Genomic DNA, 14,788 nt, shown 5'->3' with positions numbered 1-14,788 from the left:
TTATCATGCTAAATATGGGTAGATACATGGCAATGATCATCACACCAACAGTTAAAGCTATAAAGGCCATCATCAGTGGTTCAATGAGGGCAGTTAACCTCTCTACAGCCCTATCTACTTCTTCATCATAAAATTTTGCTACATTAACTAACATTTCTTCTAATTCACCACTCTCTTCCCCAACCATGATCATCTGAGTAACCATAGGTGGAAATACTCCGCTGGCGGCCAGAGGGCTTGAGATACTCTGTCCTTCTTTTATCTTTGTTTTAGCACCAAGAACAGCTGAAGATATGACTAAGTTTCCTATAGCATTGGAGGATACCTGCAATGCCTCCAAAATAGGAACTCCGCTTTTAATCAAGGTTCCGAGAATTCTGGTAAATCTGGCAATAGAACCTTTTCTATTGATTTCACCAACTATAGGGGCACTTAGTTTAATTTTATCAAAATTTAATTGACCATTCGGTGTCTTTATATAAGCCAAAAAAGCAGCAACTAAACCTGCAAGAACGATAAAAAATAGATACCAATATTTATTAAATAATTGAGTTAAAGTAATAAAAAATTGAGTAAGAGCAGGTAATTTTCCTCCATACGTTGCAAAGACTCCTACAAATTGTGGTAAAATAAAGGCTAACATAAAAACCGACATAAGAACGGCAGCACCGGCGACAAAGGAAGGATAAGACATAGCAGATTTTATTTTCTGCTTAAGAGCAAACTCTTTCTCCATTAGATCGGCAATTTTATTTAATATATCATCTAATACGCCGCCGATTTCCCCTGCTCTAACCATACTGAGATATAATTCAGAAAATACTGTAGGAAATTTTGCCATGGCATCTGCTAGGGTAGAACCGGCTTCAACATCTGCCTTAACTGCCTTAAGATTATCGGCTAATGTTTTATTCTCAACTTGCTCGGTTAAGATATCTAAGGAGTTTACCAGGGTTAAACCGGCATTGACCATAGTCGCAAATTGCCGATAGAAGATGGTGAGATCTCTGAGTTTTACGCCTTGGAAAAGTTTTATTTGTGTAGAAAAGAGAACATTTTTCCTTTTTTGGTTAACCGAAGTAATATAATAATCCATTTCTCTTAGACGGGAGACAACAGAACCTCTACTGTCCCCTTCCATGTTTCCGGTAAAGACTTTACCGGAACGGTCTCTGACTTTATAGACAAAAGTAGCCATTTAATTGATTCTCCTCGATTTATATAGTTTGCCAATTGGTTTATTCACCAATTCTCCAATTCACCAATTGACAGATAAATTAATTCACCCATTAAGCAGGGGTCGGATCTATCCAACCCGTTTTTCATTACGGGCTTGATAAATCAAGCTCGTACAATTTCTTTGAGAGCATTTATAACTTTCGGGTCGTACTTTTTTCCGGCGAGAGAAAGTAATTCGTTTACCGCTTTCTCCTTCTCATGATAACTCTCTATAGGTGCATTATAGAGGATTTTGGTATAATCTTCAACTACTGCTATAATTCGTGAGGAAAGAGGGATTTCTTCGCCCCTTAATCCGTCGGGAAAGCCGGTTCCGTCATAATTTTCATGATGATGTTTAACAATGGGAACGATATCCTTAAATAGATTGATCTGTTTTAACATATTAGCACCTGCTATGGGGTGTAAACTAATATCACTATGAATCAAATGATAATTCTCTTTTTCTTTGAAGCCAATATCTATATTTCTGCTTAGTTTAATTTTTCCCAGGTCATGCAATAGAGCAGAATAATATAAATTATTATAATCTTTTCCGCTTATTCCCAGTTTATAGCCAACCTGTGTGGCCAATCGAGCTAACCTTATGAAATGTCCTTTGGGACCAAGGGATTCATTTTCCAATGCCTGGATCAATATCTCAGTAATATGTATAAAATAATTATTTAAATCCTCTACAATATTTGTATTCCAAAGGGCAATAACTACTTGGTTAGCGAATGAGTTCAAGATTTCTTCGTCATCCTTATCGAAAAACTCTTTGTCTTTTTGATTGATGACTTCCATAACTCCCATAATATTTTCTTCTAAAACTAAGGGAATACAAATAATCGATTTAGTAGAAAAACTGGTAGCATTATCAATACTTTTTTGCCATCTTGTATCTTGAGTAACATCATTGACTATCAGAGATTCTCCTTTTTCTGCTACCCAACCGGCAATTCCCTCTCCGACCTTTACCCTATATTTTTTTATTTCCTGGCTTTTTTTACCCAGACTTACTTTGAAATATAATTCATTCTTTTCTTTATCTAAAAGCAGTATGGAAGCGGCTTCTGCTTTTACCAGAATGGCAGCATATTTTATTATTTTATTTAATAGGCCATCCAAATCGGTGGTCCTGGTTAATTCCAAAGAAATTTTATTTAAAGCATCTAATTGTAAAACTTGCCTTTTTAATTTCTCTAAATTATTTTCTTCGTTCTGATCAAGAGTTATTTCCATCCACTCCTTTCCATTCTTAAGATGAGGCGACTCGCAAAATTTCTTCAATGGTGGTTAGGCCTTCGCAAACTTTCCTTATTCCATCTTCCCTTAATTGAATCATACCTTCTTTAATAGCGGCTTCCCTCAGTTTTCCGGTAGTGACATTTCTACTAATTAAATCTCTAATGTTTTCTGTAATTATCATCAGTTCAAAAATAGCAATTCTGCCTTTATATCCGGTATCTTTACAGTAAGGGCATCCTTCACCTTTATACAAGATGATTTCCTGGCTGTTTATTCCATATTCGTTCAATATTTTGCTTATATCAGGAGTTATTTTAATTGCTTTCTTGCATTTAGGGCATATTGTTCTCACTAATCTTTGAGCGATAATTCCCACCACCGAAGAGGAAATTAGAAAGGGTTCTATTCCCATATCGATTAATCTTATTACCGAACTGGGGGCATCATTGGTATGAAGAGTACTCAGCACAATATGTCCGGTAAGAGCTGCCTGAACAGCTATTTCAGCAGTTTCTCTATCTCTGATCTCTCCGACCAGCATAATATCGGGATCTTGCCGCAGGAAACTTCTTAGTCCGGCGGCAAAATTAAGCCCGATTTTAGGTTTAGCCTGAACTTGACTGATGCCTTTTAATCTATATTCTACCGGATCCTCTATAGTCATGATCTTCTTTTCGGTGGAATTGAGTAAATTTAGAGTGGTGTATAGGGTAGTAGATTTTCCACTTCCGGTAGGACCGGTTACCAGGATAATGCCGTTAGGTTTTTTTATTAAAGATAAGAAATCAGGAAGAATATTCGAAGAAAAACCCAAAGCATCTAATTCTAATAAGATGCTTGAGGGATCCAGTATTCTTAAAACTGCACTCTCTCCGGTAACTGCCGGTAAGACCGATACTCGTATATTAATATTTCTTCCCGCGATATTCACCTGTATCCTGCCGTCTTGAGGTAACCTTTTTTCGGCAATATCCAGATCTGACATTATTTTAATTCGGGAAATTAACGATAATTGCAGTTTTTTGGGAAGAGACATTACATCATGTAATATTCCGTCTATTCGATAACGAACTTTAAGTATATCCTCACCAAAGGGCTCAATATGAATATCACTCGCACGCTCTTTAACTGCCCTTAAGATTACCAAGTTGACCAGGGCAATAACCGGAGCTTCTTCGCTTTCGGCTATGGCGGATATATCGGTTCTTTCTTTTTCTTCTTCTTTTAGTACGGTAACCTGCATATTTTCAATTTTACCGATGACTTGATCCCATTCATCAGTAACCCCGAATACTACGTCCAGGGCTTTATCGATATCCTCACCGTAGGATAGTACTGTTTCGATATCATACCCTAATCTGATCTGTAGTTCATCGTGGGCAAAAACATCTAAAGGATTTGCCATAGCTACCGTTAATTTTTTTTCATCTTTATCGATAGCAATAAGCTGATGTCTTCGTGCCATCTCTTCCGGAATTAGAACAACGATGGTGGGATCAATGGTTATATCATTTAAGTTGACATATTTTTCTCCGATTTCATCCGCCAAGGCGAGCATCATTTCGTCTTTTTTGAGTATTCCCAGGTCAATAATGATTTTCTGAAGTTCCTTACCGCCGTTCTCTCTCTGAATTTTTAAAATTTTCTCTAACTGTTCCTCGGTAATTAACTTCTTTTCGTATAATAAATCTGATAAAAAATTCCCGGTAATACTTCTATCGGTTGTCCTTTTCATTTCTATTTTATGCCTCCGTTACGTTTGCTGGTGGGGGATTAGATCATTTTTAATATTATTCCGACAAATATAGCCAATGAAGAATTGATGATCCTTTTTAAATTATACACCTTTTCTATTTTTTCCTCACTTCTCTGGTAAGGAACAAAGCTGATGATAACAAAACAAATAAAAATTATCAGGATATATTTATCATACAGGTACTGTGCCGAAAGAGTTAAAAATAAGCGATAAAATTTATCCAATAGTTGATTTTCCGGTTTGATGATGGTTAGTATTTTTGACCCTTTTAATTTCGCAGGATTATCAGGAACATTTTCTTCTCTCATGTGTAAAAGCAAAATTGGAATAAAAAATACCGAAACGATATATCCTGCTAAATATACCATCAATATATCATTATTATAAATATCTATCAAGTGTTTCAAAAAAACACTATTAAACGGTGAAACCAATAAATAACTTTCACTAAAATTAATTGTTAACACCGCAATAATGGAAATGTGTAAGGTTTGATCGAGTAATAATATTTTAATGCTCGGGCGTTTCACTTTTTTGGAATATTCCAACTTTAATTTATCAATCACCGTATGGGATATAAAGATAATTAACAGTATGATTATTACTTTGGGATCTTCCAAGTAAGGAAAAGTAAAGAGAACAGAAAATATCAATACGATTAGGGTGTGAATAAATACTCCCCATTCGGTATTGGACTTGGCTTTGAATATTTGATCAGTCTGCATCGGAAAATCTGCTATTATGTGGGCTAATAATAATCTATAAAATAGGGACATGGGCGCTACGTCTCCAATTAAAACAGAATCGGGAAAGATAGTATCGAGTATCCAGTTTTTAGTATATGGTCAAAATAACATTATTTATAAATCAGTTATCCTATTTATTTATTTGCCTGTTTAGCAGTCAGACATAATTCAACCTTAAAAATTATCTACTTTTTCTTTCATTCTTTTTTTCTTTAACTATATACTATATACGATATACTATATACTAATTTACTTTGGCCAATTGCCGATTTCTTTCTTTATTATTCCTTTTTTTATCCAGAAGGAGAGTAGTATTTTTTCTAAATTGCGTTGAAAGTAGGTTCCTATGGAATCCCTTTTAACTAATGGAGTGACTAAAATGGTTTGCAGTTTTAACCGGTTTCCTCCTAAAATATCAGTAAATATCTGGTCGCCTATTACTACGGTTTTCGCTTTAGGTGTATCTAAAATTTTAAGACCATGATTAAAGGCTATACTAAAAGGTTTAAAATATTTGGAGTGATAAGGGATATTAAGTATTTTGGCAAATTTTTCAGCCCTTTTAGAATTGGTGTTGGATACAATGCATATTTTTAATCCTATTTTTTTTGCTTCTTTGACCCAATCAATCATTTTTTGGTCAATTTCCTTCTCGCCCCAGCCTACCAAAGTGTTATCTAAGTCAATAATGATACCTTTAATGTTTTTTACCTTTTTTAACTTTGACAAATCTATATTATACACTGAATTTACATATTTTTTTGGCTTTAACATTTCAAACAATTTTTTCTCCTATGCTTTTCACCTCCCCACCTTTATTTTCCACTTACTTTCCTCTCCCCTCGGAGAGAGAGGGTTAGGGTGAGAGGGAATATGGGGAGTAGTTTTTACGAGTTAGGTTCTTGATTTGATTTTACTTACTATTATATCAATCGCTACGTCATTTAGTCCACCTTGAGGAATAACTATATCTGCATATCTCTTGGAAGGTTCAACAAACTGAAGGAACATAGGTTTTACCACATGTAAATATTGTTCGATCACCGAATCCATCGTCCTTCCTCTCTCCTTGGTATCTCTAACTAACCTTCGAATGAATCTTTCATCTTCATCGGCATCAACGTAAATTTTAATATCCAATAAGTTCCTTATTTTTTCCTCTTCTAAAACTAAAATACCTTCCAATATGATAATATCTCGGGGAAGTATTTTTTCGGTCTCTTTTTTTCGAGTATAATCCGTAAAAGAGTAGATAGGTTTTTCAATCTCTTCACTTTTTATTAATTTTTTTAGATGTTTTATCAAAAGATCACTATCAAAAGCCGAAGGATGATCAAAGTTTATTTTCTTTCTTTCTTCTATCGGAAGATGGCTTAAATCAATATAATAGGCATCTTGTTGAATTACCACCACGTTTATGCCTTTTAAGCTTTCATAGATTCTACGAGCTACTGTAGTCTTCCCCGAACCGGTCCCTCCAGCAATGCCAATGATTAGTGGTTTCATCTTTCTCTCCTTAAAAGGTAAACTTTAGTGCCTGGCACGAAAGTTTACCTTTTTTACTTTTTATTCATTAAATGCTCTTGGTAGGTTTTGGAAAATAGGTGTCTGCCGTTTTCTCCTAAAACAAAAAATAGATAATCTTCTTCTTCCGGTTCAAGGGCAGCCATAATTGAATCAAGGCCGGGATTGCAGATTGGACCGGGAGGAAGACCCTTGTAAAGATAAGTATTGTAAGGAGAATCAATTTTTAAGTCGTTTTCATTTAATTTTTCTTTCGGTTTTCCTAAAATATATTGGATAGTAGCACAGGATTGCAACTTCATACCTTGCTTTAATCGATTATGAAAAACAGTTGATACCATATTTTTTTCATCGCTAAATTTGGCTTCCTTTTCGATAATTGAAGCTAAAATAACGATTTCATTCAAAGAAAACCCTAATTCTTCCGCTTTAGCGGTAAATTTTTTTTCTATACTTATTTGGTTAAAATTAGCCAACATAGTGTTAAGCAGCTTTTGTGCTCCATAATTTTTAGGCACTTCGTAGGTGTCAGGGAATAAATACCCTTCCGTATTTTTTTCACCATATTTAACTAATTTTACAAAGGCTTCCTTTTCGGCAACTCCTTTTTTTTCTAGTAATTCGGCAATTTGAATGTAGGTATAACCTTCCGGAATGGTTATTTTGTAGGTAATTACTTCTCCCTTTACTAATTTATCCAGGATTTGGAACATATTCATGGAGGGACTGAGGTAGTATTCGCCATATTTTAATTGGTCTTCTAACTTCAATAATTTGGTTAAAATTCTGATTACGACATTATTTTTTCTAATGATGTCATTCTTTTCCAATACATCCACAATCTCTCTGGCGTTAGTACCGGAAGGAATATTCACTACTTTTTGAACGGTAGAATTTTCTTCTAAAGGGATATATACAGCGGTAATAAATAAGATAGCAATTAAAATAAGCGAACAAAATATCAAAAACAATTTATGAATAAAATTCATCTTTGTATCTCTTTGTTCATCATCTTCCTATCTAAAAAAGATTGAAGAATGATCACTGCTGACATTTTATCGATAACCTTTTTTCTTTTTTTTCTGCTTCGGTTATTTTCAATTAAAAATTTTTCCGCTTTACTGGTGCTTAATCTTTCATCTTCCAATTCTACGGGTAATTGAAAAGACGATTTTAATATTTCTGCAAAAGATATGGCTTTCTGGGCTTGTCTTCCCAGGGAACCATTCATATTTTTAGGTAAACCTAAAATTATTTTTGTTACCTTATATTGGTCAATAATTTCTTTTATGCTCTTTAAATCTTCGATGGGAGAAATTGAATTAATGGTCGGTAGTCCTTGAGCAGTAATTCCCAACTCGTCACTTACAGAAATTCCGATTCTTTTTTCGCCTAAATCTATTCCTAAAATTCGCAAAATTCCAGACCTCTTGTAAAATTGGTTCATTGGAGAATGGGTAAATTGAATACTTTTTCTAATGCTTGGCCCAATTTATCTACTTTCGAGCCACCCGCTTGAGCCATGGTTTTCTTGCCTCCGCCTTTTCCACCAACCATAGGAGCAAGTGCTTTAATAATATCTCCGGCGTTATAACCTTTTTGGACTAAATCATCACTGACCATAGCGAGTAAGGCAACTTTATCCCGGTCTAATTCTGTACCCAATACAATAATACCGCTTTTGATTTTCTCTTTAATTAGATCTCCCCAATTTCTTAATTCATGATCGTCTTCTGCTTCAACTTTAAGTGATATAACATTTACTCCTTTGATCTCCTTCTTTTTAAATAACAACTGATCAACTTCATAATGGGTTAACTTATTACGCATCGTTTTTATTTTCTTTTTCATTTGATTAGTATCGTCAATTATTTGATTAATCTTTACCGGTATTTCAGAAGGTATAGTCTGCAATTTTTCTGAAACTTCTTTGATAATACTTTCTTTTTCTTCGATATATTCTAAAGCTTTAAAACCGGTTACTGCTTCTATCCTTCTTAAGCCACTTCCTATGCCCTCTTCACTCAATATTTTAAATATACCGATATGGGAAGTAGAATTGAGATGAGTCCCTCCGCATAATTCCAGACTGAATTCTCCGATTTTTATCACTCTTACCTCTTCGCCATATTTTTCACCAAAGAGAGCTATTGCCCCCATTTCTTTTGCCTTATCAAAAGTACTAATTTTGGTCTCTACCTCTAAGGCATCCAGAATTTTTTCGTTGACTAAATTTTCTATCTTTTCTAACTCTTCCCTGGTTAAAGGGGCAAAATGGTTAAAATCGAAACGCAGATGATTACTATTTACTGCTGATCCGGATTGTTTTACGTGCTCCCCCAATACTTCCCTAAGCACGCCATGCAGAAGATGGGTTGCAGTATGATTTCGAGCAATTGCTTTTCTTTGTAAAGAATCTACCCTGGCGAGCACTTCCTCTCCAACTTTTATTTCACCTTGCTTTATTTCAGCAAAGTGAACAATTAAGCCATCGGCAGTGACTTGGGTATCTATTATTTCTGCAACTAAATTATTTTTAGAGGCATAAGTAATAAAACCTTTATCACCGATCTGACCACCTTTTTCAGCATAAAATGGGGTCTTCTCTAAAAATATTTTACAGTTATCTCCCGTACTGGCTTTATCTACCAATTTATCTTCCTTGCTAATAGCTATTACCTTGCTTTTCACTTCAATAGCATCATAGCCTACAAATTCTGTTTCTCCTCTTTCTTGTAAAATATCCTGGTACAATTTCTGATTATTTTTATCATCTTCGGCACTCGTTTTTGTTTTCACCCAAGATTCTCTGGATCTTTCCTTTTGAATATTCATTTCGCGTTTAAAATTGTCTTCTTCAATCCCGAAACCATCTTCCTCTAAGATATCTTTGGTTAGTTCTAAGGGAAATCCATAGGTATCGTAAAGCTTGAATGCTTCTTTTCCACTCAGCTTATCCTTGTTTTCCGCTTTTAATTCTTCTTTTAAATTATCCAATATCTGTATTCCAATATTTAAAGTCTCCTGGAATCTCTTTTCTTCGGCAAGAATAACCTGACAAATACGATTTTCTTCCAGGTAAACTTCCGGGTATACTTCTTTCATTAAGCCTATTACAATCGGAGCTACTTCGTATAAAAATGGCTGATGATAGTTGAGCACCTTTCCAAATCGAAATGCTCTTCTTAATAGCATTCGGAGAACATAACCCCTACCTTCATTGGAAGGTATTATTCCATCAGAGATCATAAAGACCAACGCTCTTGTATGATCAGCAATTACCTTTAGAGCCAAGTCGTTTTTTCGGTCTTCTTTATATTTTAACCCTGCATTTTGGGCTACAAATTCTATAATAGGCAAAAATAGATCTGTATCAAAGTCGGTATCAGCTTTTTGTAAAACAGAGGCAATTCTTTCTAATCCTAAACCGGTGTCAATATTTTTTTGGGGCAATGGGGTTAGCGAACCGTCTTCTTCGCGGTTGTATTGCATAAATACCAAATTCCATAATTCCAAATATCGGTCATCAACACCTACCCCTCCGCCTTCTTTTGATGCTTTCTCTTCTCCCAAATCTATATATATTTCTGAACAAGGCCCACAAGGTCCGGTTGGTCCTACTTTCCAAAAATTATCTTTTTCTCCCAATCTGGTAATTTTTTTTTCGGGAAGCCCTACAAGATTATGCCAGATATCATATGATTCATCATCATCTTTGAAAATGGAAACCCATAATTTTTTTTCCGGAAAACCGATCACTTCCGTAAAAAATTCCCAGGCCCATTTAATGGCGCCTTCCTTGAAATAATCACCAAAAGAAAAATTTCCTAACATTTCGAAAAAAGTATGATGCCGAGCGGTCTTTCCTACATTCTCAATATCATTTGTTCGAATACATTTCTGGCTGGAGACAGCCCGTTTTAAAGATGATTTAACCTGACCTAAAAATATTGGTTTGAAAGGAACCATTCCGGCAATAGTAAGTAAAATAGTAGGATCAGAAGGTACCAGAGAGGCACTACGAGTTATTTTATGCCCTTTACTTTCGAAAAATCTCAAATATTTTTCTCTGATTTCATTACTAGTCATGTATTTCACTTTTACCATTACTCCTTCCGATAGTCCTTATTATTTTTGTAATTTTCTAAGCGGAACGGGTTCGTAAATCGAACTCCTATATCTATTACATTTTAATAATGATAAGCTTTACGATAGATTTCTTGTAGGGGCTGCTGAATTTATTCGATGCGAAACGGTATTATTCTTCTATCCTGCTACTCTCAGCACTTCTTCAATGGTGGTAATCCCCTGCAATACTTTTTTCAATCCACTTTCTTTAAGCGTTTTCATCCCTTTTTTAATAGCAGCTTCCTTGATAATATTACTTGAGGCTTTTGATATGATTAATTCCCTAATATCCTCATCCAAGGCAATAAGTTCATAGATGGAAGTTCTTCCATAATATCCGGTATTTTTACACAAAGGACAACCTGCTCCTCTATGGAGCTTAACCGGGTGGCTATCCTCGTTCGAATTGTCTGTTAGATTAAGTGCTTTTAAAACATCTTTTCCGGGCTCATACTCTTCCTTACATTGTTCACATATAACTCTAACCAATCTTTGTGCTATTACCGCAATCACCGAAGAGGAAATTAAAAAGGTTTCAACATTCATATCTATCAATCTATTTATGGCGCTAGCGGCATCATTGGTGTGAAGAGTACTTAAAACTAAATGTCCGGTTAAAGCAGCCTGTACGGCAATTTGAGCTGTTTCACCATCCCTTATTTCTCCAACCATAATTATATCCGGATCCTGTCTTAATATTGAGCGAAGCGTATTGGCAAAAGTTAAATTTATTTTTGGTTTTACCTGGATTTGATTTATACGATTTAACTTATATTCCACCGGGTCTTCCACAGTAATAATATTTTTATCATTAGAATTTACTTCGTTTAAAGCAGCATATAAAGTCGTAGTTTTTCCGCTTCCGGTAGGTCCGGTTAATAAAATTATGCCATAGGATCTGGCTATTATCGATCGAAATTCTTCTAATTGCTCGGTGAGAAATCCTAACTGTTCTAATTTTATCAATCCCTTACTTTTATCCAACAATCTCAAAACAACTTTTTCTCCAAATACGGTAGGAATGCTGGAAACCCTTAAGTCAACCTCCCTGCTTCCGAAGGTTACCTGGAATCGTCCATCCTGGGGAAGGCGTCTTTCAGCAATATCCATCTTGGCTAATATTTTTATTCGGGATATAATAGCGGATTTTATACTATTGGGTAAGGTTCTAATATCATGAAGCATTCCATCAATACGAAAACGAATTAAAAGCCCTTTTTCATTTGGTTCAATATGTATATCGCTTGCTCTATCTTTAACACCTTGTACGATTAACATATTTACCAGTTGTATAATTGGAGCTTCTCTGCTTATCGCTTCTAATTTTTTAGAATCTTCCTCTATCTCTTCCTCTCTAAAGATTACTTCAGTTCCCAGTCTTTCGATGATATCGTCATATTCACCCAATTGATAGTAACTGGTGATAGCGCTTAGAATATCTTCTTCTGGTGCCATCAATGATTTAACCTTTTTAACCTTGGTGTGGTCTCTGATAAAATCTATAGCATAGACATCTAGGGGGTTAGCCATGGCGATAACCAATTCACCGTTGTTTTTACTGAGTGGAATTAATTTTAAGCGTAAGGCTGTCTTTTCGGGTATTAGAGAGATCACTTCCGGGTCTATTACATAGTTCGATAGGTCTACTAATTCTGTCTCGTAAATATATTGTAAGACCTCATAAAGTTCTTCTTTGGATATCACTCCAATTTCAACAAATATTTCACCTAACCGCTTCTCATTACCATTTTTCTGCATTTCAAGGGCTTCTTTTAATTGACCATGAGTAATTAATCCCTTATCAATTAAAAGTTCGCCTATTCTTTTATTGGTAAAAGCTTTTTTTGGCATTTCCATTTATCTAACTCCCGTACTGCTTATTAGTTTTTATCCTGAATCTCGCAAAAAGAACAGAAAATGAGAATCAGAATAAATTCGTACTGAGTATTTAGTGGCTTTCAATTTATCTAAAAACTATAAATTAAAAACCAAGAATTTATACTAACAATTATTCATTCTCGATTATTTTATTTCTTTGGAAACAGGTCCCCAAATAAATCCTTAAATAATATTTTATCTACACTCTGTTTTTTATTATATTCCTTAATAAATCTTTTCTGCTCTTCTTTTTCAGCTCTTCTAATGCTTAAACTTATCTTTTTCCTTCTGCTATCTAACTTTATCACCAAAGCTGTCACTACTTCTCCCACCGAAAGAGCACTTTTTGGATTATCTATTTTATTATGGGATATTTCCGATAAGGGGACTAAACCATCAATATTGTCTTCCAGATTAATAAAGGCTCCAAAATCGGTAAGATTTACTACCTTCCCCTCTACTATTGCTCCTACTGCATATTTATTTTTAATCTCTAACCAGGGGTCAGGTAATAATCTTTTTTGACTTAAAGTAAGTTGTGATTTTTCTTTATCTATTTTGATTACCTTAAACTCGTATTCCTTATCTTTTTTTAGTTTCTCACTCGGATGTTTAATTCTCTCCCAATCTATCTCTGATACCGGTACAAATCCTTCTATTCCCTGATCTAATTTAATAAATGCCCCAAAATCTCTTAATCTTATTACTTTGCCTTTCACCACAGAATCTATTTTATAGAATTTATCTATATTTTCCCAGGGGTTAGGTAAAGTTTGTTTTCTGCTTAAAAATAACAAGTGGGCACCCTCGTCAATTCTAATAACTTTCAAGGGAAGCAACATATATTTTTTAAGTACTGAAGAAGGCCTTTCAATAAATTCCCAATCAATTTCAGATAAATGAATAACGCCAGATACTCCTGCTTCCAACTCTACGTTAGCTCCATAAGAAGTAACCTGGGTGATTTTCCCTTCTACTACTGAACCAACAGGATATTTTTTCTTTACTTCATCCCAAGGATTTGGCAATAATTGCTTTAAGCCTAAAGATATTTTCCTTTTCTCAGGATCGATTTCTAAAATTCTTAATTTTAAAACCTCTCCTTCGCTAATCAATTCTGAAGGATTCTTTACGTATGCCCAGGCCATTTCTGAAATATGCAACAATCCATTCAAGCCTTCTTCTATTTCAATGAAAGCACCAAAATCTATTATTTTTATTACTTTTCCTTCTATTTCGTCACCGATAGAATATCTCTTTTCAATATTCTCCCAGGGATCCGGGGAAAATTGTTTTATGCTCAGGGATATTTTTTTATTTTCTTTATTGTACTCAATAATTTTTACTCTTATTTTATCCCCTACTTTGAGCAAAATAGTAGCATCTTTCATATCACGCCAGGTAATTTCTGAAATATGAAGCAATCCCTCGACTCCACCTATATCAACAAATGCCCCAAATTTGGTAATATTGGTCACAATTCCTTCTTTTTCTTGCCCTACTTCCAAATTAGCCAGAGTTTTTTTATGCATTACTTTTCGTTCTTTTTCTACAACCAAACGATGGGAAAGAATAACTTTATTCTCATTTTTATCCAGTTTTATTATGATAAAATCTAATTTTTTTCCAATATATTTATCTAAATCTTCATCTTTTATAAATTTGGATTCAATCTGCGATTTGGGTACAAATCCTTTTAATCCTATATTAACAATCAAGCCATTTTCATTTTTTTCAATTACCTCTGCATTTATATTCTCCTTCTTTCTATATGTTTCATTGAGCTTTTCCCATAATTGAAAATATTTTGCCCTTTCTTTTGATAAGGTAATACTTCCGTTTTTTCCGTCAACATCAACCACATATAAATAAACTTCATCACCAATCTCTAAAGTATGGGTGATGGTTTCTTCTTTTTCAGAAAAGAGTGATTTTTCGTTTTTGGGCAGGTGACCGTCTATCTTATATTGCATATCTACCAGATATCCGTCTTCATCAACTTTTATTACCTGACCTTTAATTATATCTCCTCTTTTTATTTTTTTAAACTTTTCTAAAGATTTATTGATCATGTCATTCATTTCTTCTTTAGAATTTTGTTCGGTTTCTTCTACTTCACTTTTTTTGTTTAACTCCATAGTACTTACTTCCTTCCTTTTCATGTATAGCATTTAGCGTATAGCGTTATATTATAATATCGAGTATTAAGTATCCAGTAAAAATTTCTGGTTTCTGACTCCTGATTTCTATTTTCTTTACTATATATTAGATACTATAGACTATATAC

The 14,788-nt window shown here is 34.4% G+C and carries 11 protein-coding genes; all 11 read right to left on the bottom strand.

The annotated features are described in order from the left end of the window. Window positions 1–1,198, bottom strand: a 1,198-nt coding sequence (locus ENO17_02270; protein ID HER23865.1) for a type II secretion system F family protein, incomplete at its 3' end; no start/stop codon positions are given. 143 nt (window positions 1,199–1,341) lie between these two features. Continuing rightward, window positions 1,342–2,463, bottom strand: coding sequence for a GAF domain-containing protein (locus ENO17_02265; GenBank protein HER23864.1), 1,122 nt, complete (start codon window positions 2,461–2,463; stop codon window positions 1,342–1,344). A 16-nt stretch (window positions 2,464–2,479) separates the two neighbouring features. Beyond that, on the bottom strand, window positions 2,480–4,204 hold the full coding sequence (gene gspE, locus ENO17_02260; protein ID HER23863.1) for a type II secretion system protein GspE: 1,725 nt from the start codon (window positions 4,202–4,204) through the stop codon (window positions 2,480–2,482). 38 nt (window positions 4,205–4,242) lie between these two features. Continuing rightward, on the bottom strand, window positions 4,243–5,001 hold the full coding sequence (locus ENO17_02255) for a DUF3307 domain-containing protein (protein HER23862.1): 759 nt from the start codon (window positions 4,999–5,001) through the stop codon (window positions 4,243–4,245). Between the two features lie 219 nt (window positions 5,002–5,220). Continuing rightward, window positions 5,221–5,745, bottom strand: coding sequence for a YqeG family HAD IIIA-type phosphatase (locus tag ENO17_02250; protein ID HER23861.1), 525 nt, complete (start codon window positions 5,743–5,745; stop codon window positions 5,221–5,223). A gap of 120 nt (window positions 5,746–5,865) precedes the next feature. Next, window positions 5,866–6,477 carry a uridine kinase gene (locus ENO17_02245; protein ID HER23860.1) on the bottom strand — a complete coding sequence of 204 codons (612 nt, stop codon included), beginning with the start codon at window positions 6,475–6,477 and terminating at the stop codon, window positions 5,866–5,868. Window positions 6,478–6,530: 53 nt separating this feature from the next. After that, window positions 6,531–7,484 (bottom strand): endolytic transglycosylase MltG, encoded by a 954-nt coding sequence (mltG, locus tag ENO17_02240; protein HER23859.1) that lies wholly within the window; start codon window positions 7,482–7,484, stop codon window positions 6,531–6,533. Beyond that, window positions 7,481–7,912, bottom strand: a complete 432-nt coding sequence (gene ruvX / locus ENO17_02235; GenBank protein HER23858.1) for a Holliday junction resolvase RuvX — start codon at window positions 7,910–7,912, stop codon at window positions 7,481–7,483. The genes mltG and ruvX overlap by 4 nt, the downstream gene beginning before the upstream one ends. A gap of 26 nt (window positions 7,913–7,938) precedes the next feature. Then, window positions 7,939–10,584: an alanine--tRNA ligase gene (alaS, locus tag ENO17_02230; protein ID HER23857.1), complete on the bottom strand. Its 2,646-nt coding sequence runs from the start codon at window positions 10,582–10,584 to the stop codon at window positions 7,939–7,941. A 177-nt stretch (window positions 10,585–10,761) separates the two neighbouring features. Beyond that, a complete protein-coding gene (gene gspE / locus ENO17_02225; GenBank protein ID HER23856.1) occupies window positions 10,762–12,480 on the bottom strand; it encodes a type II secretion system protein GspE in 1,719 nt (572 codons plus the stop codon). A gap of 170 nt (window positions 12,481–12,650) precedes the next feature. Further along, window positions 12,651–14,672: a S1 RNA-binding domain-containing protein gene (locus ENO17_02220; GenBank protein ID HER23855.1), complete on the bottom strand. Its 2,022-nt coding sequence runs from the start codon at window positions 14,670–14,672 to the stop codon at window positions 12,651–12,653. Between the last annotated feature and the right edge of the window lie 116 nt (window positions 14,673–14,788).

Source organism: Candidatus Atribacteria bacterium, assembly GCA_011056645.1.
GTDB classification, from domain to species: domain Bacteria; phylum Atribacterota; class Phoenicimicrobiia; order Phoenicimicrobiales; family Phoenicimicrobiaceae; genus Sediminicultor; species Sediminicultor quartus.
The sequence above is the reverse complement of the archived record's forward strand: the minus strand, read 5'-3'. Positions and strand labels throughout refer to the sequence as shown.

What these genes read in the sequence shown, in the direction of transcription:
- ENO17_02265 (HER23864.1), bottom strand. Translation starts at nt 2,463, where the DNA reads ATGGAAATAACTCTTGATCAGAACGAAGAAAATAATTTAGAGAAATTA.
- gspE (HER23863.1), bottom strand. Translation starts at nt 4,204, where the DNA reads ATGAAAAGGACAACCGATAGAAGTATTACCGGGAATTTTTTATCAGAT.
- ENO17_02255 (HER23862.1), bottom strand. Translation starts at nt 5,001, where the DNA reads ATGTCCCTATTTTATAGATTATTATTAGCCCACATAATAGCAGATTTT.
- ENO17_02250 (HER23861.1), bottom strand. Translation starts at nt 5,745, where the DNA reads ATGTTAAAGCCAAAAAAATATGTAAATTCAGTGTATAATATAGATTTG.
- ENO17_02245 (HER23860.1), bottom strand. Translation starts at nt 6,477, where the DNA reads ATGAAACCACTAATCATTGGCATTGCTGGAGGGACCGGTTCGGGGAAG.
- mltG (HER23859.1), bottom strand. Translation starts at nt 7,484, where the DNA reads ATGAATTTTATTCATAAATTGTTTTTGATATTTTGTTCGCTTATTTTA.
- alaS (HER23857.1), bottom strand. Translation starts at nt 10,584, where the DNA reads ATGACTAGTAATGAAATCAGAGAAAAATATTTGAGATTTTTCGAAAGT.
- gspE (HER23856.1), bottom strand. Translation starts at nt 12,480, where the DNA reads ATGGAAATGCCAAAAAAAGCTTTTACCAATAAAAGAATAGGCGAACTT.
- ENO17_02220 (HER23855.1), bottom strand. Translation starts at nt 14,672, where the DNA reads ATGCTATACATGAAAAGGAAGGAAGTAAGTACTATGGAGTTAAACAAA.